The organism is Myxococcota bacterium, from assembly GCA_035498015.1.
Classification (GTDB): domain Bacteria; phylum Myxococcota_A; class UBA9160; order SZUA-336; family SZUA-336; genus VGRW01.
Genome location: DATKAO010000092.1, coordinates 31,644 through 52,174, shown reverse-complemented (window position 1 = coordinate 52,174; position 20,531 = coordinate 31,644). Strand labels below are relative to the sequence as shown.

Below are 20,531 nucleotides of genomic sequence, written 5' to 3'. Positions count from 1 at the left end.
CACCTCGCTCGCCTCGACCACCGACGACCTCGAGTTCTCGAAGGACAGCGGCACCACCTGGACCTACGTGCCCGTGGCGGGCGCGAACGGCTGTGACACCCAGGTGACCAACGTGCGCGTGAACCTGAAGGGCACCTTCGTGGCAGACACGGCGACCCCGGATCCGAGCTTCGCGCTGCGCTTCCGGATCTGCGTGAAGTGACTCGCAGGGCCCGCTGCGCGGGCTGGCAGACGACACCCAGCCCGAACGGACTCAGAACAGAGGTTCGAGCTTGGCCGCGGTGCCGACCGCGTGCAGGCGCAGGCCCGTCGCGTCCGAGTCACTCGCGCGCGCGAACGGGTCGAGCGTGACTTCCAGCCCGACCACCGCGTTGGCGCCGAGCAGGCGCGCCTTGTCGCGCAGCGACTCGAGCAGCTCGCGCTCGGCCTTGGTCCACGCCGACGACCGGTCCTCGACCTGGTCATCTTGTAGAAACAGCTCCGAGCTGATCGGGCCGAAATACGCCGCCGCGCGCGTGCCGCTGACCCAGGGCGACGTGTACAGCTCCACGTCGTTCTCGGAGTTCAGCGGAATCTGCGTCTCACCCACGGTCATGGGTATCGGCGCCCGAGCGGCCGGACTGTATGTAGATTCGGGGGCTTGCATGCGTTGTTCGACTCCGGGGACTCCCGGTATCCTCGCCGCCCTTCCGGGGGAGTTGCCGGTGCATCCGAAGTCTGGTGTTGCATCTCTCGTGCGCACCCTCTGCGTGGCGCTGATGGCGTTCGCGGGGGCGGACTGCGGCGGTCGCGCCCCGGACGACGCGGCCCGCGCGGCGGCCACGGCGGGCGTCGCCCCCATCGTGGAGCGGGCGGAAGCCGCCGCAGCCCACGGTGACCTCGACGGCGCGATCGGCGGCTACCAGCAGGCGATCGAACGCACGCCCTGGAACGACCGCCTGCGCAGCCAGCTCGTGGCCGCCTACGCGAGCCGGGCCGAGGCCAAGCGGCGCAAGCCGGGTGGGGCGAAAGGCCTGGCGCTGGCCGAGAAGGACCTGCGCGCGGCGCGCGAGCTGGCGCCGGACGACGCGAGCGTCACGCGCAGCCTGGCGTCGGTGCTGTTCGAGCGCGCGGCCTTCGAGACCGATGATGCCCTGGCCGAGGAGCTCCGGGCCGAGGCCACGGCGCTCGCGCCCGACCTCGCGGCCCAGACCCCCGCGGTGCGGCTGCCCGTCGAGCGGCGCCTGGACCTGGCCTACGACCTGATCGACCGCGGCTCGATCGACGCGGGCATCGACCAGCTGCGCGCCGTGACGCGCGAGTACCCGCAGAACGCCCAGGCGGCGCGCATGCTCGCCCAGGCGCTGGTGCGCCTCGGCGGCGAGCAGACGCAGAGCCGCGACTACGACGGCGCGCAGGAGAGCTACACCGAAGCGGTCGCCGAGTACGCCCGGCTCTTGCCGTGCGACGGCGCGCGCTGTGACTCGAGCGAGCTCGAGCTCGCGCACCGCAACCGGATCCTGTCGTCGCTCGACGCGCAGCGGCCCGAGCGCGCGCGCGCCGCGTTCGCGGAGGCCCAGGCCATCGGGCTGCACCTGGACGACCTCGCCCAGCGCTTCCCGGAGCTCCGCCAGACGCCCTGAGCGCCCCGCCTGCTATGCTGCGCCCGGACTCCATTGGGAGGATTTCGCGATGGCCACCCACGGTGGAAAGCTCGCCGCCCGGGCTCTGAAGCTGGCCGGCGTCGACTGCATCTTCACGCTGTCCGGCGGACACATCATGCCGATCTACGACGGCGCGCTCGACGAGGGCATCAAGATCATCGACGTGCGCCACGAGCAGGCCGCCGTGCACGCGGCCGACGCCTACAGCCGGCTGAACCCGGACAAGGTCGGCTGCGCGATCGTGACCGCGGGGCCCGGAGTCACCGACGGAGTCACCGGCATCGCGAACGCCTGGCGCGCGAACAGCCCGATCCTGGTGATCGGCGGTCAGGGGCCGTTCTCGAACCTGCGCCGCGGGTCACTCCAGGAGATGGACCACGTGTCCATGATCCGCCCGATCTCGAAGTGGGCCGACGCCTGCTACGACACGTCGCGCATTCCGGAGTACATCGAGCTGGCGGTGCGCCACGCCACCTCGGGCATTCCCGGCCCCGCGTTCCTCGAGATTCCCATGGACGTGCTGATGGGGCCCGGTGACTTCGCCAAGGCCTGGTTCCCCAAGTTCCGGCGCGCCCCGCGCCAGGCGCCCGACCGCGCCGACGTCGTGGCGGCGCTCGAGATCCTGGCCGGCGCGCAGCGCCCGATCATGATGGCGGGCACGAGCGTGAAGTGGTCGCAGGGCGGAACCGCCATGCGCCGCTTCGTCGAGGAGACACGCCTGCCGACCTTCCTGAACGGCATGGGCCGCGGGCAGCTCCGCTTCGACGACCCGCAGTTCATGAACCGCTCGCGCAAGGAAGCCATGTCGAAGTGCGACGTGTTCGTGCTCGCGGGCTCGCCGCTCGACTTCCGGCTGCGTTTCGGCAAGGCCATCCCGGCCAACGCCAAGATCATCCAGCTCGAGATGGAGAACACGCTCGTCGGGCAGAACCGCTCGGCCGACGCGGCCGTCGTGGGCAACCTCGGGATCGCCTTCGAGCAGATGCTGCAGGTCATGAAGGAGGAGTCGCTGAAGCTCGACTTCCACGCCTGGCGCGACGAGCTGCGCGCGCTCGAGCAGAAGATCGAGAAGGGCTTCGAGAGCGAGCTCAACTCGAACGAGGTCCCGATCGACCCGCTGCGCATGTGCCGCGAGATCCGCGACTTCATCGACGAGGACACGATCCTGATCGGCGACGGCGGCGACATCGTCGCGCAGGCCGCGAAGGTCGTGCCCGTGATGAAGGAGAACTGCTGGATGGACCCGGGCCCGCTCGGCACCCTCGGCGTTGGCATGCCGTTCGCGCTGGCCGCGAAGGTCTCCTTCCCCGAGAAGAAGGTGCTGATCATCTACGGCGACGGCTCGTTCGGCCTGAACGGCTTCGAGTACGACACCGCGATCCGCTTCAACCTGCCGATCGTGGGCATCGTGGGCAACGACGCGGCCTGGGGTCAGATGCTGCGCCCGCAGATCGGCATCTACGGCAAGGAGCGCGCCGTCGCGACTTACTTGAACTACACGCGCTACGACAAGGTGGTCGAGGCGCTGGGCGGTCACGGCGAGTTCTGCGAGCGGCCGGAGCAGATCCGGCCCGCGCTCGAGCGCGCGTTCGCGTCGGGCAAGCCGGCGCTCGTGAACGTGGTGATCCGGCGCGACGAGACGGAGCCCAAGGGCAGCACGTACGTCTGACTCCGGGTTCGGAGACCCGGACTGGGGACCGAGCGTGGCGGGCGCACCCGCCGGGGGCCATCCGCTCGCGAACGACGGCTGCCGCGGACTCGCGTTGCGCGACTCCGTGACCTTCGCGGGCGCGCGCATCGACGCGCTGGTGCGCTGCGACGGCGCCGTGCTCACCACGCGCGCGCCCGACGCGACACGCTTCGGTGTCGCCCAGGTGCGGCGCCTGCTGACCGTGGGCGCGCTCCGAGTGACTCACGTGGTGTTCGCGCCCGCAAGCTCCCGCGCCCTGCTCCTGGGGCTGGCGCGGCTCGAGAACGCCGGCAGCGAGCTCGTGGCGGTGGAGTACACGGAGATCTGGGACCTGCCGTCGGGTGAGTACCGCGTGGCGCCGGCCGCCTGCGAGCGGCGCTTCGGCGGGCACGTGTTCGCGCTGGCCGAGGCTTCGGACGCCACGCGCGCGCTCGCGCCCGAGGCCGAGCCCGCGCGCGGCCTGGCGCTCGACGTGACCGTCGCCCTGCCGCCGCGCGCGCAGCGCCAGCTGGCCTTCGCCTACGCCGCGCTGCCGGACGACGAGGACACCGGCGCGCTGGTGCGCGCCTGGCGCGGCCAGGTGCCGGACGAGCTCGTGCGCATCGGCCGCTCCGCAGCCAGCGTGGAAGCCTACCGCGAGCGGCGCCGCTACCCTGCCCCGCCATGAAACGCATCGCGCTCCTGGCCGGGCTCGCCCTCCTGTCACTCGTGACCGCGCGCGCCCGCGCCGCAGACACCAGCAGCGACATCGCCGCGGAGACCGCGCGCACGATCGAGGAAGGCGCGCACGTCGCGAACTTCTGGTGGCTCCCGCCCGAGTACTGGATCCGGACCGCGAACGAGCTGTCGATTCCCGACGAGGAGCGCGCCAAGGTCGCGCGCATCTTCCGCGACTACGTGATCGTGGGCGCGCTCGATGCGGACCTGTCGGAGAAGAAGAAGCCCGCGATGGCCTCGATCGCCGACGTGGTGAAGCGCGCGCGCTTCTCGCGCGACGGCCAGACGCTCGAGGTGCTGCACGAGGTGAACCCCGACGTCTCGAAGCTCGTGCCCACGCTCGTGTACCTGCTGCGGAACTCACTCGGCCCGCTGGGCGACGGGCTGCGGCTCCTGCCGCTCGCGAACGTCGACCCCAAGGGCAACCCGTATCTCACCGCCGGCACGCGCGGTGAGCTCGTGCTCCAGTATCGCTTCAAAGAGGACGGCCCCGCGCACGACATCCGCTGGCACGCGCCGCTCACCTCGGTGGCCGGCGTGCGCAAGTGTCCGAAGGGCGGCGAGCCGCTGGAAGCGAGCTGGACCTACTGCCCCTGGCACGGCGTGAAGCTGCCGGACCTGCCCGAGCAGAAGCCTTAGAGCCTCGGTCAGTCCGCGGCCACGGGAGCGAACGCCAGATCGAAATCCACGGGGATCGCCCCGGACAGCGACTCGTGGCCGCACACGGCCCGGAGCGCGGCGAGCTGCGCGTCCATGCCGAGCTCGTGCACCGAGAGCACGAGCGGCGCCTCGTTGCGCACGTGCAGGTGGTTCTGCACGTCGCGCGACACGCGCGCGGCGAGCTTGAGCGGGACCGTGGCGCCGTGCAGCGACAAGGTTCCGGCCAGCTCGATGCGCGCGCTGCCGCCGGGCTCGGGCAGTGTCTCGGCGATCGGCAGCCCGCTGACCTCGAAGCGCGCGAGCGGGAAGCTCGCGACCTCGAAGAAGTGGCTGCGGATGTTCTCGTCGCGCGCCGGGTTCCCGGTGTCGGTGCTGCCGAGCTTCACCTCGACGAAGCCGGTGCGCTTCGCGGCATCGTAGGCGCCTTCGAGCGTGGTGAACGTGCCGGGCACGGCGACGGCGTCGTTCTTGATGCCGATGAAGTGCAGCGCCGACTCCGCGGGCACGAGCCGCCACACACCCGACACGTCACGGTGTCGGACCAGCGCGCAGCCCGACGCGCCGAGCGCGACCGCCAGCAGCAGCGCAGCCCGAGCTCTCACTTCGCGGCGGCCACGCACGCCTCGACCACGTCGAGGCCGTGCGACAGGTCGCCCTCGGGGATGTTGAGCGGCGGGAAGATGCGCAGCACCCGGTCGGCGGTCAGGTTCACGAGCACGCCCTGGTCGCGCATGGCCGCGTGCGCCGCGGCCGCGGCTTCGGGCTTGCGCATGACCACGCCGATCAGGAGCCCGAGCCCGCGCACCCCCTCGACCTGCTGCTCGTGCTTGGCCGCGAACGCCGCCAGGCGGGCGAGTGTCTCCTTGCCGAGCATGGCCGCGCGCTCCACGAGCTTCTCGTCCTCGATCACCGTCATGACCGCGACGCCGGCGCGGCAGGCGAGCGGGTTGCCCGCGTAGGTGCCGCCGTGGTCACCGGCCTGGACCGCGCCCATCACGGCCTCGGTCGCCATGAAGCCGGCCAGGGGGAAGCCGCCGCCCACGCCCTTGCCGTAGGTCAAAATGTCGGGCACCGCGCCGCCATGCTCGCAGGCGAACCAGCGGCCCGTGCGGCCGATGCAGGTCTGGATCTCGTCGGCGATCAAGAGCGCGCCCGCCGAGTGACACACGTCGGCCGCGCGCTTCAGGTAGTCGACCGGCGGCACGACCACGCCGCCCTCGCCCTGCACGGGCTCGACGATGAACGCGGCGTGCTCCGGAGTCAGCGCCGCGCGCAGCGCGTCGACGTCGCCGTAGGGGATGAACGTGGCCTCGCGCACGATCCCCCGCCACGGGCCGCGGTACTTCTCCTGGCCCAGACAGCCCATCGCGCCCAGCGTGCGGCCGTGGAAGCTGTTCACGGTGGAGACGAAGCGGCTGCGGCCGGTGGCGCGCGCGGCGAGCTTGAGCGCGCCCTCGTTGGCCTCGGCGCCGCTCGAGGTGAAGAACGTCCGGTGCATGCCGCCCGGGGCCACGCGCGCCAGCCGCTCGGCCAGGTCGAGCTGCGGCTTGGTGTAGACGTTGTTGGTCGTCTGCATCAGCGTGCGCGCCTGGTCCGCGATGGCGTCGGCCAGCGCCGGATGGCAGTGACCGATCGAAGTGACTCCCCAGCCCGCGGTGAGGTCGACGTACTCCTTGCCGTCGACGTCCCACACGCGCGAGCCCTGGCCGCGCTCCAGCGCGATGGGCCAGCGCCGGACGGTCGGCAGGAACACCCGTTTCTCTCGGCTCACCAGTCGGTCGTACTTCTCGGACATGATTCCACCTCTCGGATGCGATCAGATCATGGGATCGGGCGACGCGGGTCTCGGAACTCGGTGTCGGTCCCGCCGGCCGGCGTCGATCGCGAGGCGGATCTATCCGTGCCGGAGGGACCCCGTACGGGCGCGACGCACGACCGCCGCGGCCGGCATCGGGGCCGGCGCGAAGTCGCGAACACACTCTGCCAACGGGACCAGCATCGGCCGCGCAGAATGCGGCAGGCGGAAAGGCGTGTCAATCTCGGCGCGTGCGCCTGCTCGCCCTGACCCCGCGCCTGCCCTACCCGCCGGTCGGCGGTGACAAGCTGCGCGCATACGAGTTCCTGGCGCGCCTGTCCGCGCGCCACGAGATCCATCTGTGCTCGTTCGTCGCGGACCAGGCCGAGCTCGAGCACGGGCGGGCGCTGCAGGCCCGGCACCCGAGTATCTCGCTCGACACGGTCGTGCTGCCGGTGTGGCGCTCGCGGCTCAATACACTGATCGGTGTCGCATCGGCGCTGCCGCTGCAGGTGCACTATTACCGCTCGCGGCGCATGCGGGCGCTGGTCGCGCGCACGCTGGCCGAGCGCCGCTTCGACGCGGTCTACGTGCACCTGCTGCGCATGGCGCAGTACGTGGAGCGCGCGCCGCTGCGCCGCGTGCTCGACATCACCGACGCGATCTCGCTGGTCTACGACCGCGCGCGCGCCATGCAGCGCGGCGCATTCCGGCCGATCTTCGCGCTCGAGGTCCCGAGGCTGCGCCGCTACGAGACACGCCTGGTGCGCGCCTTCGACGCGACGGCGGTGATCTCCGACGTGGACCGCGACGTGCTGGCGGCCAAGGGCGCGCCCGCCGAGCGGCTAGAGCTGGTGAACAACGGCGTCGACCGGCAGTTCTTCGCGCCGCGCGCGGAGAGCTACGACATCGACCGGCTGGTGTTCGTGGGCAACCTGTCGAGCTTCGCCAACACCGACGCCGCCGAGCACATGCTGCGCGACATCTTCCCCCGGGTGCGCGCGCTCCACGGCAAGGCCACGCTGTACGTGGTGGGCGTCAGCCCGCCGGCCTCGGTGCGCGCCTACGACGGCGTCGACGGAGTCACGGTGACCGGCGCGGTCGACGACGTGCGACCCTACGTGGAGCGGGCGGCCGCGAGTCTCTGCCCCGTGCGCGTGGCGGGCGGCGTGCAGAACAAGATCCTCGAGTCACTGGCGCTGGGCGTACCCGTGGTCACGAGCCCCGAAGGCTTCGAGGGCCTGGGCGCGCGCGGCGAGGAGGACGGGGTGTGCGTGGCAGCGAGCCCGGACGAGTTCGCGCGGCAGGCGCTCGCGCTGATGCGCGACGGCGCGCGGCGCAGCGAGCTCGGCCGGCGCGGCACGCGCTTCGTGGCGCAGCACTACGATTGGGAGCGGCAGACGGCGGTGCTCGAGCGGCTCTTGTTTCCCTAGCCGAGCAGCGCCTCGAGCTCCGACAGGTCGGCGATCACGTGCGCGGGGCGCGGGCCTGCGTGCGCCGCCAGGTCGGCGGCCGGGTCCGGCACGCGCCGCGTGAGCCAGACCGTGCGCATGCCCAGCGCCGCGGCGCCGGCGACGTCGGCGTCGAGCCGGTCGCCCACGTGCAGCGTCTCCTCGGGCGCGCTGCCCAGTGACTCGAGCGCGGCGCGGAAGATCTCGGGCCGCGGCTTGCGGATGCGCAGGTCCATGGAGATCACCACCGCGTCGAAGTGCTCGAGCAAGCCGGCCTCGGCCAGCACGGCCCGGCCGGTGTCGGTGTGACTGAAGTTCGAGCACACCGCCAGCCGGCTGCGCCGGTGCAGGCGCGCGATCAGCTCCGCGTGGTGCGGCTGGAACGACACGTGCTTGCGCAGCTCTGCCATGTGAGTCTCGGTGAGCGCGTGCGCCATGGGGTCGCCGCCGCGGCCCAGCCGCCGCGCCAGCTCGCCGAAGCGCTCCAGCGTGGGCACCTCCACGTGCTGCTTCTGCAGCCGGTCGCGGAGCTCGCGGTCCACGCGGCCCAGCTCGGCCGCGAATGACTCGAAATCGAGCCCGTGCCAGTGCACACTCGCCGCATGCAGGAGCCCGTAGGTCGACGGAATGCGCCGCCCGCCGATCTCGACCAGGGGCAGGCGGTCCATGTGGATGTCGACCAGCGTGTCGAACAGGTCGAGAGAGACGGCGCGCACCCGCACGCGCGCGAGCATACGCGCGTGCGTTGGATCGTGCAGGGCGAGAACCTCGACGCGCTGCGCGCGCTGCCCGACGGCCGCGTCGCGCTGTGCTACGTGGACCCGCCCTTCAACACCGGCCGCAGGCAGAGACACACGCGCCTGCGCACGCGCCGCGTCGCCTCGGGCGGCGACCGCACGGGCTTCGCCGGCCGGCGCTACGCGAGCGAGGTGGTCAGTGTCTCGGAGTTCGACGACCGGTTCACGGACCTGCCGGAGTATCTCGAGCCGCGCCTGCGCGAAGCCCGGCGCGTGCTGCGCCCCGACGGCTCGCTGTTCGTGCACCTGGACCCGCGCGAGTCGCACTACGTGAAGCTGCTGCTCGACCGCATCTTCGGCCGCGCGTCCTTCGTGAACGAGATCGTCTGGGCCTACGACTACGGCGCGCGCACGCGCAAGCGCTGGCCCGCCAAACACGACGTGATCCTGTGGTACGCCAAGGACCCCGCCAGTTACTGCTTCGACTACGCGGCGATCGACCGCATCCCCTACGCCGCGCCCGGCCTGGTCGGGCCCGAGAAGGCGGCGCGCGGCAAGACCCCGACCGACGTCTGGTGGCAGACCATCGTGCCCACGAACGGCGCCGAGCGCACGGGCTACGCCACGCAGAAGCCGCTCGCGATCCTGTCGCGCATCGTGGCCGTGCACTCGCGGCCGGGCGACCTGGTGCTCGATTTCTTCGCGGGCAGCGGCACCACGGGCGAGGCGGCGGCGCGGCTCGGGCGCGACTTCATCCTGGTCGATCGCAGCCCGGAGGCCGTGCGCGTGATGCAGAAGCGCCTGGCGTTCGCGCAGCCGAAAACCCTGACGTCACGTCAGTTTGAAGGCCTGTAGAGGCGAGTGTTAGCCTCCGCGAGGTGACTGCCCCCCCGCTCGCCGAGCTCGTGGAACGCATCCGCAAGGCGGTCGACGGCGAGCCGCTGGAGCGCGCCGCCGCGATCGCGGCGATGGAGCGCGTCGAGCGCGCGCCCGAGACCATCCTCGAGCCACTGCTCGAGGCCGCGCAGGAGTCGGGCATCCGCGGCCACGGGCGCGTGGTCTCGGTCTCGCGGAACGTGTTCATCCCGCTCACAAATCTGTGCCGCGATCGCTGCGCGTACTGCACCTTCGCGGTCGAGCCCGATTCGCCGCGCGCGAAGACTTGGCTGTTGCGCGAGGTGCGTGACACGTCGCGCCGCGCATACGCCAACGGCTGTCTCGAGGCGTTGTTCTGCCTGGGCGACAAGCCCGAGGTCGCCTACCGCGGCTACCGCGCGTGGCTGCACGAGCGCGGCTACGCGCGCACCACCGAGTATCTCGCCGATGCCTGCCGCGAGTCACTCGCCGAGGGACTGTTTCCGCACTCGAACGCCGGCATCCTGTCCAGCGAGGAGCTGGCGGCGCTGCGGCCGTTGAACCCCAGCATGGGCCTCATGCTCGAGAGCACCTCGCCGCGCCTGCGCGAGCGCGGCCAGGCGCACTTCCACGCGCCCGACAAGGAGCCCTCCGCGCGCCTGCGCATGACGCGCGAAGCGGGCGAGCAGAAGATCCCGTTCACGAGCGGGATCCTGGTCGGCATCGGCGAGAACGCCGAAGAGCGCGTCGACACACTGCTCGCGATCCGCGACCTGCACGCCGCGGGCGGTCATATCCAGGAAGTGATCGTGCAGAACTTCCATCCCAAGCCCGGCACGGGCATGTCGCAGCTGCCCGCGCCGAGCGACGCGCTGATGGCCGGCACGACCGCGCTTGCCCGGCTCGTGCTCGGGCCCGACATGAACCTGCAGGCCCCGCCGAACCTGTCGCCCAGCGCGCTCGAGCTCTTGCTGCGCGCGGGCATCAACGACTGGGGCGGCGTCTCGCCGCTCACCATCGACTTCATCAATCCCGAGATGCCGTGGCCCGAGCTCGACGAGCTGCGCACGCGCACCGAAGCCGCGGGCTACGCGCTGCGCGACCGGCTGTGCGTGTACCCCGAGTACGTCGCCGAGCGCCCCGACTTCTTCGAACCCGAGATGCTGCGCCGCCTGCGCGCAGTCACCGACGACGGTGGCTGGCCGGCGGTGCGCAAGCCAGGAGCCGCCGATGTCCGCCCCCCTGTCTGACTCGATCCTCCGTGGAACCAGCGCGCCGGTGCGCGCCGTGCTCGAGCGCGCGCTGGAGGGCCGCGAGCTGTCGCGCGCCGATGCCGAGACCCTGCTCGGCGCGCTCGGCCGCGACCTGCAGGCGCTGTGCTCCGTGGCCGACGCGGCGCGCTTCGACGACGTGGGTGACGAGATCTCCTACGTGGTCTGCCGCAACATCAACTTCACCAACATCTGCTACGTGGGCTGCAGCTTCTGCGGCTTCGCGAGACACAAGCACGAAGAGGACGCCTACGACCGCGGCCTGGACGACATCCTGGCGCGCTGTCACGAGGCGGTGAGCCGCGGCGCGTCCGAGGTCTGCATCCAGGGCGGCATCCATCCCAACAAGGACGGCTTCTGGTACCGCGACATCGTGCGCGCGATCAAGGCCGAGCTGCCCGACCTGCACATCCACGCGTTCTCGCCCGAGGAGATCCACTTCGCCTCGCAGCGCGTCGGCGACATGAGCCTGCGCGACTATCTCGTCATGCTGCGCGACGAGGGCCTGGGCACGATCCCGGGCACGGCGGCGGAGATCCTCGACGACGAGGTCCGCAAGATCCTCTCGCCGCGCAAGCTCATGACCGAGCGCTGGAGCGAGATCGTGACCACCGCGCACGAGGTCGGCCTGCGCTCCTCCTCGACGCTCATGTACGGCCACATCGAGTCGGCGCGCCACATCTCGGGTCACCTCGAGAGACTGCGCGACATCCAGAAGCGCACCGGCGGCTTCACCGAGTTCGTGCCGCTGGGCTTCATCCACCACAACACGCGGCTGTTCCGCGAGCAGGGCTCGCGCCACGGCGCGAGCATGCCCGAGGACCTGCGGCTGATCGCGGTGTCTCGCCTGTTCCTGCGGCCGCACATCGTGAACGTGCAGATCTCCTGGGTGAAGATGGGTCTGAAGCTCGGCCAGGTGGCTCTGATGTCGGGCGCGAACGACTTCGGCGGCACGCTCATGGAGGAGTCGATCTCCAAGGCTGCGGGCTCCGAGCACGGTGACCACGTCGAGGTCGAGACCATCGAGCGGCTGATCCGCGAGATCGGCCGCGTGCCCTACGAGCGCACCACCACCTACGGCCGGCGCGAGAAGCAGCTCCAGCCCGCGGCCCTCGAGCTGCCGCAGATCCGCGCGGCCGAACGGCCGGGCTTCGCGCTGCCCAGCGGCTACTAAGGGCGCCCGCGCGACGGGTCGATGAGCCGGTCATGAAACGCATCCTGGTCACGGGCGGCTGCGGCTTCATCGGCTCGCACTTCGTGCGCTTGCTCCTGGCCGAAGAGCCCGACGCGCGCGTGGTGAACCTCGACTGTCTCACCTACGCGGGCAACCTCGCCAACCTGGCCGACGTGGCGGGCTCGCCGAGCTACCGCTTCGTGCGCGGCGACATCCGCGACGAGAAGACCGCGCGCGAGCTCGTGGCCGACGCGGACTGGATCGTGAACTTCGCCGCCGAGACTCACGTCGACCGCTCGACCAAGACCAGGGCGGGCGAGTTCATCGAGACCAACGTGTACGGCGTGTACGTGCTGCTCGAAGCCATGCGCCAGGTGAATCCGCGCGCGCGCTTCCTGCAGGTCTCGACCGACGAGGTCTACGGCGACGTGGAGTTTCCGCACTTCCCGAACGAGTCGGCGCTCTTGCGCCCCTCGAGCCCGTACTCGGCGGCGAAGGCCGGCGGCGACCACATCGCGCTCGCCTTCCACCGCACGCACGAGCTCGACGTGGTGCTGTCGCGCTGCACCAACAACTACGGGCCGTACCAGTACCCCGAGAAGGTGATTCCGGTCTTCATCACCAACGCGCTGGACGACCAGCCGCTGCCGCTCTACGACGGCGGCACGCAGGTGCGCGACTGGCTGCGCGTGGAGGACCACTGCCGGGCGCTGCTCTTGCTGCTGCGCCGGGGCGCCAAGGGCGAGGTCTACAACATCGGCGCGAACCAGGACCCGGAAGTCACCAACCGCGAGCTGACCGCGCTGATCCTGCGCTGCCTTTCGAAGCCCGACTCACTGATCCAGCCGGTGAGCGGGCTGCGCCCGGGTCACGACCAGCGCTACGCGGTCGACACCTCGAAGATCCGCGCGCTCGGCTGGCGCCCGCAGCTCGAGCTGGCCCAAGGCATCGAGAAGACCGCGGCCTGGTACGCGGCGCGGCGCGACTGGTGGGAGCCGATCAAGTCGGGCGAGTACCGCGAGTACTACCAGAAGCACTACGGAGCGGCGGCGAGCCGCTGATGCGAGCGGCCAGCGCCTCGAGCTCGTAGCGCAGCTGCGGCCGCTCGACGATGCGCCGCTCGACCACGTCGATCGCGTACATGACGCTGGTGTGGTCGCGGCCGAACACGCGCCCGATGTCGGCCAGCGACGCCGCCGTGTAGCGCCGCGCGAGATACATGGCGACCTGGCGCGGCCGCACCACCACCCGCTTACGGGAGCGGCTGCGCAGCGCGTCGGCGTCGAGCCCGTAGGCGCGCGTCACCACGGCCGCGATCTCGTCCAGCGAGCGCGGGCGGCCCGGCATGTCGACGGCGTCGAGCGCCTCGGCCACGAGCTCGGGCGTGATCGGCGCGCGCAGGAGCGAGGCGCGCGCCACCACCTGGTTCAAGCCGGCGATCAGGTCGCGCACCGACGGCAGCTCGCGCTCGGCCAGGAGCTCGAGACACTCGTCCGGCACGCGCACGCCGCCGCGTGCGGCGCGCTCGCGCAGGATCGCGCGCCGGGTCTGTGACTCCGGCGGGCCGATGCGCGCGACCAGCCCGGACGCCATGCGCGAGCGCAGCTTGGGGTCGAGCTCGTCGAGCTCCGAGGGCTGGCGGTCCGCGCTCAGCACGACCGTGCGACCGTGACTCGTCAGGTGGTCGAGCGTGTGGAACAGCTCCGCCTGCGTGGCGCGTTTGCCCGCCAGGAACTGCACGTCCTCGAGGATCAGCATGTTGGCCGAGCGGCGATAGCGCTGGCGGATGCGCGGCATCTGCCCCGAGCGCAGCGCGTCGGTCACCTCGCTCGTGAACTCCTCGCTCGAGCGGTACAGCGCCGTGGAGCCCACCGCGCCGTGGATCGCGCGGCACAGGTGTGTCTTGCCCGAGCCCGTGGCGCCGACCAGGAACAGCGGGTTGCAGCGCCCGGCCTCGCCGCGCGCCACCGCGCGCGCCGCCTCCAGCGCGAGCGCGCTGCCCGGCCCCGACACGAAGCGCTCGAACAGGTGCTCCTGCGAGTGACTCCAGTCGAGTGACTCGGGGGCGGCGCTCTCGGCCTCGGGCTCGCGCGGCGCGCTGGCCTCGGGCGCGGGCGCGCGCAGCGCTCCCGGCTCGACCCGGTACTCCACGCCGCGGATCCCGGGAGCGCACTCCTCGATCACGCGCCCGAAGCGGCTGCGCAGCCAGTCGCGCGTGAAGCGGTCCGGGCAGCGCAGCACCAGCGTCTCGTTCTCGAACCGTCCGTCCAGCGTTCGGAACCACGCGTCGTACGCCGAGGCGTCCAGGCGTTCTCCGAGCGCAGAACGGACGGTCTCCCACCCCCCAGTGGTCATTTCCCGCGATTTCCCCCCAACCGGAGCCGATCTCGGACTCGACCCCGCCGCCCTTGCGACGCGCGACTCTCCCACGGGCTTCCCGCGGGCGCAAAGCCGGTTCGCGCGCAGCGCGGCTTTCGCCTCGGGCCTACACGGGCGCGGACCCCCAGGCTTCACGCGGGCAATGCGCGACGGTGGCCAAGTCGCCAGATTCGCATCGCTCTTGGCGGCCGCGGCCGGCGGCGAGACCGCGGGTCCACAGCGCATTGCACAGCGCTTCACACAGCGAAGTGCCACGGAGTGGTGTCGATCGGTCTTCACAAATCGCACGAATTTGCGTCAGATCGCACGATTTCGGCGAATATCAGTTCACGCTTTGCGGACCGTCCGGAAGTCTTGCCTCGGCGACCCGGATGCTCAGCACGCGCGCCAGCAACTCACTCCGGGCCATCGGATCCGAGCTCTCGAGCAGGCTCTGGCGCTCGAGCGACGGGCCGTCGAGGCCGAACGCGATCGCGTTCGCGAGCAGCACCGGGTCGAGCGCGCGCATGCGCTCGCCCAGCGCGTCGGCGCTCTTTGGCGAAGTGAGTCGCACGAGCTCGAGCATGCGCGCTTCGAGCTCCGTGCGCGCCGTCTCCAGCGCGCGCTGCGCCGCGGGCGCGAGCTCGGCGAACGAAGGGTCGGCGAGCAGCTCGGCCTCGACCTCGCGGAAGCCGCCGGGCGCGAGCGGCAGCTCGCGCGCGATGCGGAAGCGCCGCTCACCGTGCAGCAGTAAGTGGAAGCGGCCGTCCGGCAGGCGCCGGTGCTCCGCGATGCGGCCCGCGCAGCCGACCGAGAAGACCGGCGCGCGCTCGGCCATCGCGTCGGCCTCGGGCCGCAACAGGATCATGCCGATCACCGGCTGCGACGCCAGCGCCGCCTCCATCATCGCGCGGTAGCGCGGCTCGAAGATGTGCAGCGGGAGATAGGTCCCGGGGAAGAGCACGGCGTTGGGCAGCGGGAAGATCGCGAAGCGCGTCGGGAATCCGGCCTCGGCCATGTCACAAGGCTATACTGCGCGCACCCTCCTCGGGAGCCCGGCTCTTGAGCGACATTCCGCACGAGGCACGCGAGCGCGCGCTCGACCGGCTGCGCAGGCACGCGTCGCTGCTCGCGCACGCGTTCGACCTGCCGCTGCACTCGGTCGAGGCGGAGAGTCCGCGCGTGCGCCGCCGCTACGGCATCTGCTTCGCCGACGGCCGCATCAAGATCCGCTTGCACCAGGTGCGCACGCCCGAGCTGCTCAAGTACTCGGTCATGGTCGACACCCTGTGTCACGAGCTCGCGCACCTGCGGCACCTGAATCACGGGCAGAGGTTCTGGCGGCTCTACCGGCGCATCCTCGCCTACGCGCGGCGCCACGGGATCTACCGGCCGGGGCCCGAGCCGATCGCGGCGCGCGCCACGCCCTTCCAAGGGCTGCCCGCGGCAGTGACTCGCGCGCTGCCACGCGAGCGCGTGCGCGCGCCTGCAGACGGTGCAACCGGTCAGCTCGCGTTGTTCTGAGCCGCACGGCGCGCGGAGCGCGCCGTCCGCTGAACGGGAGGCTCAGACGTCGCGAACCTTGTCGTATTCCTCGAGCGAGTTCGGGCCGGCTTTGATCTCGGTCTCGATGTGCTCGAGCGCGATCGCCTTGTCGAGGATCTGCGTCACGAGCGCACTCACGGTCAGCTCGTCGTACTCGGCGAGCGCGTCCTCAAGGGACGACTCTTCGACCGACAGCTTGATTTGCAGCGTGATGTCGATGGCCATGGGCGCCTTCCGCCTCCGTAGAGCGCTCGCGTGCGCGAACCCCTGAAGCCCCAGGGGATTCTTCGCAGGGGCCGGGACTATAACGAAGGCACTCGCTCCCGCTACGGATTTTTCGCGTTTCAACTCAGAAAATTCGGCGGCCCGATGTCGCGAGAAACCCGCGCTCCCACGCGGAGATGCGCGGCCAGGAGGTCCCAGATGCACGCCCCGAGAGCGCAGGCCACCGCCAGTCCGAACAGCCCGCGCGATGCGGCGTGCAGGCGGGCGAATTGCGCGAGCGCCGGGTCGCCGGGCGGGAGCTGGCCGATGCCGCCGCCCGCAGCCACCCGCAGTGCATGGATCCGCGGCGTGACGGCCAGCCCGCTCGCGAGGTGCGCCGCCACGCCGACCAGTGGCAGCAGCGCGCGCAGCCGGGTCGCGAGCGCGGCATCGCCGCGCCGGCGCGCGTCGAGCCAGCCCAGTACGGCGCACAGCGCGCCGATCGCGGCACCGCTGCGATCGAGCGCCGCGAAGCCCTCGCCCAGCACCGATGCCGCGAGCGCGGTCGGCAGGTGCTCGAACGCGGCCGGCACGAACACCGCGCCGAGCGCTGCGAGCGCGCCGACCCACACGCCGAGCAAGGCGCTGCGCGCGTGCGTCAGCACGCTGTCTCGCGCCGGGTCGAGCGAGTACCCTCTGCGGCCATGACGCGCATTCTGCGACACACTTGTCTCGCCTTGCTGCTCGCCACGGCCTGCGATCGCCGGGTCGAGCCGTATGTCGATCCGAAGGACGAGCCGCCGCCGGTCGAGCATCCGGTGCGCGTCCCCGGGCTCGAGACACCCGCACCGCGCGCGGCCATGCCGCTGGGTCCGCCCGCCGAGGGCCAGCGCACCGGCGTTGCGTCATCGGGCGAGCCGATCCGCGGCACGATCACGCTCGCGGGTGGCGAGGCCAGCGGCTCGGTGCTGTTCCTGATCGCGCGCATCCCAGACACTCCGGGTCCGCCGCTCGCGGTGAAGCGCCTGCCCGTCGGGCCGTTCCCCATGGACTTCGAGATCGGACCCGAGGACGAGATGATCCAAGGCCGGCCCTGGGTCGGGCCGATCGCGCTCACCGCCCGCGTCGACCGCGACGGCGATCCATTGACGCGCGACCCCGACGACTTCTCGGCCGAGCTCGCCTCGCCGGTCGAGCCCGGGGCCACGGGCGTCGAGCTGCGCCTCGCGCGCGGCTCCAGCTAGGACTCACTCCGCCGCGGCCGGGCAATCACTGCGCGCGGCGCAGAGCTCGGCGTAGAGCCAGTACGCGACCAGATAGTCCAGCCCGGTGTACTCCACGTTCGGGTTCGCGCCGTCATCGGTCACTCGGTAGGGGCTCGACTTCCACTCGAACGAGCTCGCGGGCCGGAGCCGCATCGGCACCACGTCGCGCGTCAGATCCTGCCACTTGCGGCCGGGCAGCCAGCGCCGCGGCAGCTGTGCCAGCTCGGGCGGCGGTGCGAGCTTGCGCTTCTCGGTCGGGAAGTCGGCCAGCGTGGCGTGCACGCCGGCCAGGAGCTCGGGCCCGCACGCGCGCGGCTCGAGCTGGCAGAACACCAGTGTGAGATAGGCGTTCCCGTCGGGCCGCACGCGGAGCCAGCTGCGCCACAGGCCGGCGCGCAGGTCGGCGAGCGCCGGGTCGCGGGTCTCGCGCGCCAGGGGCACCAGCACGCGGTAGAGGTCGAACGCCATCAGGTCGTTCGAGTGACCGGTGATCCCGAACAGGCGCAGGTTCGTGAAGAGTGACCGGGCGGGCAGGCGGTAGTGGTCGCGCAGGCGGTCGTGTTCGGCGCGCCAGCGCGGGTCTTCGTCGAGCGCGGCGGCCAGCGAGATCACGGCGTAGGAGGTGAGCTGCGCGATGCCGTTCCAGCCCAGGCCGGAGTGCCACGACAGGTCGCCGTAGGTCGTGGGCTTTCCGTCGGGGTCGGTGAGCTGGTAGCCGTGCGTGACCAAGTGAGTCGCGGCCGCCACGGCGAGCTTTCGCGCGCGCTCGGGGAAGAGCCGCCGGCACAGCCCCACGGCGGGCACGAGGCCGTTGGCGTACTGGTCCTGCGACACGTCTCCGCGCCAGTACCAGCCCGCGTATTCGCCCGTGCCCGGGTGCCACTCGCTCGCCACGCGCTCGGGCGGCGGCCTGCGCCTCACGCTGCGCGCGAGCAGGCCCGGAGTACCGGTCACATTCATCAAGAGCTCGAGGCCGTCGAGCGCCCGCCCGGCCTCGGCCTTCGCGCGGGCGCTCTCGGTGCCCTGGGTCGACTCGGCGCGCGCGCACGCGGCCGCCGCGTACAGGCCGTTGAACGTGGGTCCGTCGGCGGCGACCGGGTAGCTGCCGTCGGCCAGGTCGCGCTGCACCGTGCGCAGGTCGACGTTGTACAGGACCACGCCCTCGCGCGAGAGGTGGCGCGCGTGCAGCGCCTCGCGGAACAGCTCCGCCTTGGTCTCGAGCTCGTCCGCCCGGGCCGCGCCCGCGAAGAGGAGGACGAGCACGACCAGCCCGCGCATGACTCGCCTATCGGCGCATCAGACGGAGAAGCTCGCCGCCGCCGCGCGGGCCGCCGCGAGCGCCGGTGTGACCTCGCCGTACACGCCGCGGTAGGACGGTGGCAGGAGGTCCGCGATCAGGAAGCCGAGCGCGTCGGCAATGACCGGCCGCTTGCCGCCGGCACGCGCGGACAGCTCCGCCGCGGCGATCGGCCGCCCCGCCCGGGCGTTGGCCTGAGCGGGAGTCACTTGCATGCGGTCGAGCGGCACCAGCCGCTCCGTTCCCCACAGACCGATCGGAATGATCGTGGCGCCTTCGGTCTCGAAGTAGCGCGCCGAGGCGGCCAGCACGCGCTGCAGGGCGCCGGTGCGGCTGCGCGTGCCCTCGATGAAGATGTGGACGTGCTCGCCGGCCGCGTGCCGCTCCGCCACCGAGCGCAGTGTCTGCTCCGCCAGGCGCGCGACCTCGCGGCGCGGCATCACCGCCTCCTCCGACGCGATGCTCTGACTCTGCGGAATCTTGATCGTCCCGAAGCACAGACTCGCCAGCCGCCGCGTGGGTGTCTGGAAGACCTTGGGGCCGACCAGCACGGTGAGTCGGTCGGCCACGTCCTGGAAGCCGGCCGAGACGAAGAGCGCGTCGAGAATGTTCGCGTCGACGTACGAAAGGTGATTGGCGACGAAGAACACCGGACCCTTGCGCGCGCGCTCGAGCGACTCGCTCGCCGAAAGACCCGAGCCGGGCAGGAGCACCCGCGCTTGCGCGAGCCGCGACAGCCGGCGCGCGATCGGATCGAACGGATGGAAGCCCCAGTCAGCGCCGGTCCCGACCAATCGTTCCGCGAACTCCGAGAGCTCCGTGTCGGAGAACGCCTCGAGCTCCTTCGCGACCGAGACTTCGAGCGGGTCGCGCTCGCCCGCACCCCAGGCAGAGAGGCCCGCCGCGACCTCCGCGAACAGCGCGGTCCGATCGAGTGCGGAGTGTCTCCGGTTCGCCGCCTCGCCCAACACGCCCGAGCATAGCGCGCGCGGCTCGCGTGATGTCTCGGACCTTCCAATCGTGGCAGCTCTTGTGTCGCCGATCACGACACGGAGTTTGCGTGGACCTTTCGTCCCGCGCAGAGTCCCGCGCGCATGCAGACCCGCCACTCCGCCGAGCGCCAGTACGCCGAGTTCCACGCCCTGTTCGCGGCCGACTTCCGCCTGGATCTGCCGCTGTACCTCGACCTGGCGGCGAAGTACCCGGGTCCGGTCCTCGAGGTCGGCTGCGGCACCGGCCGCGTGCTGGCGAAGCTCGGCGAAGCCGGGCACGAGGCGCTGGGCGTCGACGTGTCGCGGCCCATGCTCGAGGTCGCGCGCCGCAAGCTCGAGCCCTGGCAGGACCGGGTGCGCCTGGCCGACTTCGACTTTCGCAACAGCGCGCTCTTCGAGAAGTTCGACGTCGTCTTCGCCACGCTCTACGCGTTCAATGCGCTGATCGACGTGGAGGAGCAGCGGCTCTTCCTGCGTCACCTGTCGCGCTGCATGAAGGCGCCGGGCGTGATCGCGCTCGACTGCTTCTGTCCGCTGCCCATGATGCGGCCCGAGACGAATGGTCAGTGGCGCGACATCGAGCGCACGGTGAAGGGCCGCGTGCTGCACGTGCGCGACAAGCGCGAGATGCTGACGCCACTGCTCGAGCGCCGCACGCAGGTGTTCACGATCGACGGCGGACCGCCCTGCGAGCACGTGTCGCACCGGCGCTACGTGCCGCCGCAGCAGGCCGAGCAGCTGCTCGCCGAAGCCGGCTTCGAGAGCGTGCGCTACCTGCAGGAGTACGACCTGGCGAACGCCCGCCCGATCGGCGAAGGCGAACGCCCGACCGGCCCGTACCAGCTGGTCGCCGAGCGCTAGCCAACCTTTGTTAACA

Annotated in this window: 23 protein-coding genes; 13 read left to right on the top strand and 10 right to left on the bottom strand. The window is 71.5% G+C overall.

Going from position 1 to position 20,531, the window contains the following annotated elements; genetic code table 11:
- On the top strand, positions 1-202 hold a 202-nt coding region (locus VMR86_07785; protein ID HTO06947.1), incomplete at its 5' end, for a hypothetical protein.
- A gap of 51 nt (positions 203-253) precedes the next feature.
- On the opposite strand, the gene VMR86_07780 is transcribed toward VMR86_07785, so the two are convergent.
- On the bottom strand, positions 254-589 hold the full coding sequence (locus VMR86_07780) for a hypothetical protein (GenBank protein HTO06946.1): 336 nt from the start codon (positions 587-589) through the stop codon (positions 254-256).
- Positions 590-734: 145 nt separating this feature from the next.
- On the opposite strand from VMR86_07780, the gene VMR86_07775 reads away from it, so the two are divergent.
- The 4 genes from VMR86_07775 to VMR86_07760 are packed head-to-tail and all read left to right on the top strand — an operon-like array spanning position 735 to position 4,689.
- Complete coding sequence (locus VMR86_07775) at positions 735-1,622, top strand: hypothetical protein (protein HTO06945.1); 888 nt, start codon at positions 735-737, stop codon at positions 1,620-1,622.
- A 49-nt stretch (positions 1,623-1,671) separates the two neighbouring features.
- Positions 1,672-3,312: a thiamine pyrophosphate-binding protein gene (locus VMR86_07770; protein ID HTO06944.1), complete on the top strand. Its 1,641-nt coding sequence runs from the start codon at positions 1,672-1,674 to the stop codon at positions 3,310-3,312.
- 34 nt (positions 3,313-3,346) lie between these two features.
- Positions 3,347-4,000, top strand: coding sequence for a hypothetical protein (locus tag VMR86_07765; protein HTO06943.1), 654 nt, complete (start codon positions 3,347-3,349; stop codon positions 3,998-4,000).
- Complete coding sequence (locus VMR86_07760; protein HTO06942.1) at positions 3,997-4,689, top strand: hypothetical protein; 693 nt, start codon at positions 3,997-3,999, stop codon at positions 4,687-4,689. Before VMR86_07765 ends, VMR86_07760 begins: the two co-directional genes overlap by 4 nt.
- An 8-nt stretch (positions 4,690-4,697) precedes the next feature.
- Here the strand turns inward: VMR86_07760 and VMR86_07755 are convergent, their stop codons facing one another.
- Together VMR86_07755 and VMR86_07750 are read right to left on the bottom strand one after the other, a co-directional pair.
- Positions 4,698-5,312: a YceI family protein gene (locus VMR86_07755; GenBank protein ID HTO06941.1), complete on the bottom strand. Its 615-nt coding sequence runs from the start codon at positions 5,310-5,312 to the stop codon at positions 4,698-4,700.
- On the bottom strand, positions 5,309-6,505 hold the full coding sequence (locus VMR86_07750) for an aspartate aminotransferase family protein (GenBank protein HTO06940.1): 1,197 nt from the start codon (positions 6,503-6,505) through the stop codon (positions 5,309-5,311). The genes VMR86_07755 and VMR86_07750 overlap by 4 nt, the downstream gene beginning before the upstream one ends.
- Positions 6,506-6,756: 251 nt before the next feature.
- Between VMR86_07750 and VMR86_07745 the strand changes: the two genes are divergently transcribed.
- A complete protein-coding gene (locus VMR86_07745) occupies positions 6,757-7,938 on the top strand; it encodes a glycosyltransferase (GenBank protein HTO06939.1) in 1,182 nt (393 codons plus the stop codon).
- Here the strand turns inward: VMR86_07745 and VMR86_07740 are convergent.
- Positions 7,935-8,678, bottom strand: a complete 744-nt coding sequence (locus VMR86_07740) for an HAD family hydrolase (GenBank protein ID HTO06938.1) — start codon at positions 8,676-8,678, stop codon at positions 7,935-7,937. The two genes, VMR86_07745 and VMR86_07740, sit on opposite strands and share 4 nt — an antisense overlap.
- 18 nt (positions 8,679-8,696) lie before the next feature.
- Here VMR86_07740 and VMR86_07735 point away from each other — a divergent pair, with 18 nt between their 5' ends.
- Genes VMR86_07735 through rfbB form a run of 4 tightly spaced genes read left to right on the top strand, consistent with a single transcriptional unit; the run spans position 8,697 to position 13,054 of the window.
- Complete coding sequence (locus VMR86_07735) at positions 8,697-9,548, top strand: site-specific DNA-methyltransferase (protein HTO06937.1); 852 nt, start codon at positions 8,697-8,699, stop codon at positions 9,546-9,548.
- A 23-nt stretch (positions 9,549-9,571) separates the two neighbouring features.
- A complete protein-coding gene (cofG, locus tag VMR86_07730) occupies positions 9,572-10,798 on the top strand; it encodes a 7,8-didemethyl-8-hydroxy-5-deazariboflavin synthase CofG (GenBank protein HTO06936.1) in 1,227 nt (408 codons plus the stop codon).
- Complete coding sequence (gene cofH, locus VMR86_07725; GenBank protein HTO06935.1) at positions 10,779-11,993, top strand: 5-amino-6-(D-ribitylamino)uracil--L-tyrosine 4-hydroxyphenyl transferase CofH; 1,215 nt, start codon at positions 10,779-10,781, stop codon at positions 11,991-11,993. The genes cofG and cofH overlap by 20 nt, the downstream gene beginning before the upstream one ends.
- A gap of 32 nt (positions 11,994-12,025) precedes the next feature.
- Entirely contained in the window at positions 12,026-13,054 is a 1,029-nt protein-coding gene (rfbB, locus tag VMR86_07720) for a dTDP-glucose 4,6-dehydratase (GenBank protein ID HTO06934.1), read from the top strand.
- Here rfbB and dnaA read toward each other — a convergent pair.
- Together dnaA and VMR86_07710 are read right to left on the bottom strand one after the other, a co-directional pair.
- On the bottom strand, positions 12,993-14,348 hold the full coding sequence (gene dnaA, locus VMR86_07715) for a chromosomal replication initiator protein DnaA (GenBank protein HTO06933.1): 1,356 nt from the start codon (positions 14,346-14,348) through the stop codon (positions 12,993-12,995). The genes rfbB and dnaA overlap by 62 nt on opposite strands.
- Positions 14,349-14,694: 346 nt before the next feature.
- The gene (locus VMR86_07710) at positions 14,695-15,369 is read right to left on the bottom strand and encodes an LON peptidase substrate-binding domain-containing protein (GenBank protein HTO06932.1); all 675 of its coding nucleotides are present in this window, start codon (positions 15,367-15,369) and stop codon (positions 14,695-14,697) included.
- A gap of 44 nt (positions 15,370-15,413) precedes the next feature.
- On the opposite strand from VMR86_07710, the gene VMR86_07705 reads away from it, so the two are divergent.
- Positions 15,414-15,875, top strand: a complete 462-nt coding sequence (locus VMR86_07705) for a M48 family metallopeptidase (GenBank protein ID HTO06931.1) — start codon at positions 15,414-15,416, stop codon at positions 15,873-15,875.
- 42 nt (positions 15,876-15,917) lie between these two features.
- Here the strand turns inward: VMR86_07705 and VMR86_07700 are convergent, their stop codons facing one another.
- Positions 15,918-16,121, bottom strand: coding sequence for a hypothetical protein (locus VMR86_07700; protein HTO06930.1), 204 nt, complete (start codon positions 16,119-16,121; stop codon positions 15,918-15,920).
- 119 nt (positions 16,122-16,240) lie between these two features.
- Complete coding sequence (locus VMR86_07695; GenBank protein ID HTO06929.1) at positions 16,241-16,765, bottom strand: DUF4149 domain-containing protein; 525 nt, start codon at positions 16,763-16,765, stop codon at positions 16,241-16,243.
- Positions 16,766-16,804: 39 nt separating this feature from the next.
- Here VMR86_07695 and VMR86_07690 point away from each other — a divergent pair, with 39 nt between their 5' ends.
- A complete protein-coding gene (locus VMR86_07690) occupies positions 16,805-17,344 on the top strand; it encodes a hypothetical protein (GenBank protein HTO06928.1) in 540 nt (179 codons plus the stop codon).
- A 3-nt stretch (positions 17,345-17,347) separates the two neighbouring features.
- Here the strand turns inward: VMR86_07690 and VMR86_07685 are convergent, their stop codons facing one another.
- Both VMR86_07685 and VMR86_07680 read right to left on the bottom strand, forming a co-directional pair.
- Entirely contained in the window at positions 17,348-18,643 is a 1,296-nt protein-coding gene (locus tag VMR86_07685) for a hypothetical protein (protein ID HTO06927.1), read from the bottom strand.
- 18 nt (positions 18,644-18,661) lie between these two features.
- Positions 18,662-19,630: a lysophospholipid acyltransferase family protein gene (locus tag VMR86_07680; protein ID HTO06926.1), complete on the bottom strand. Its 969-nt coding sequence runs from the start codon at positions 19,628-19,630 to the stop codon at positions 18,662-18,664.
- 126 nt (positions 19,631-19,756) lie between these two features.
- On the opposite strand from VMR86_07680, the gene VMR86_07675 reads away from it, so the two are divergent.
- Positions 19,757-20,515, top strand: a complete 759-nt coding sequence (locus tag VMR86_07675; GenBank protein HTO06925.1) for a class I SAM-dependent methyltransferase — start codon at positions 19,757-19,759, stop codon at positions 20,513-20,515.
- Positions 20,516-20,531 lie beyond the last annotated feature (16 nt).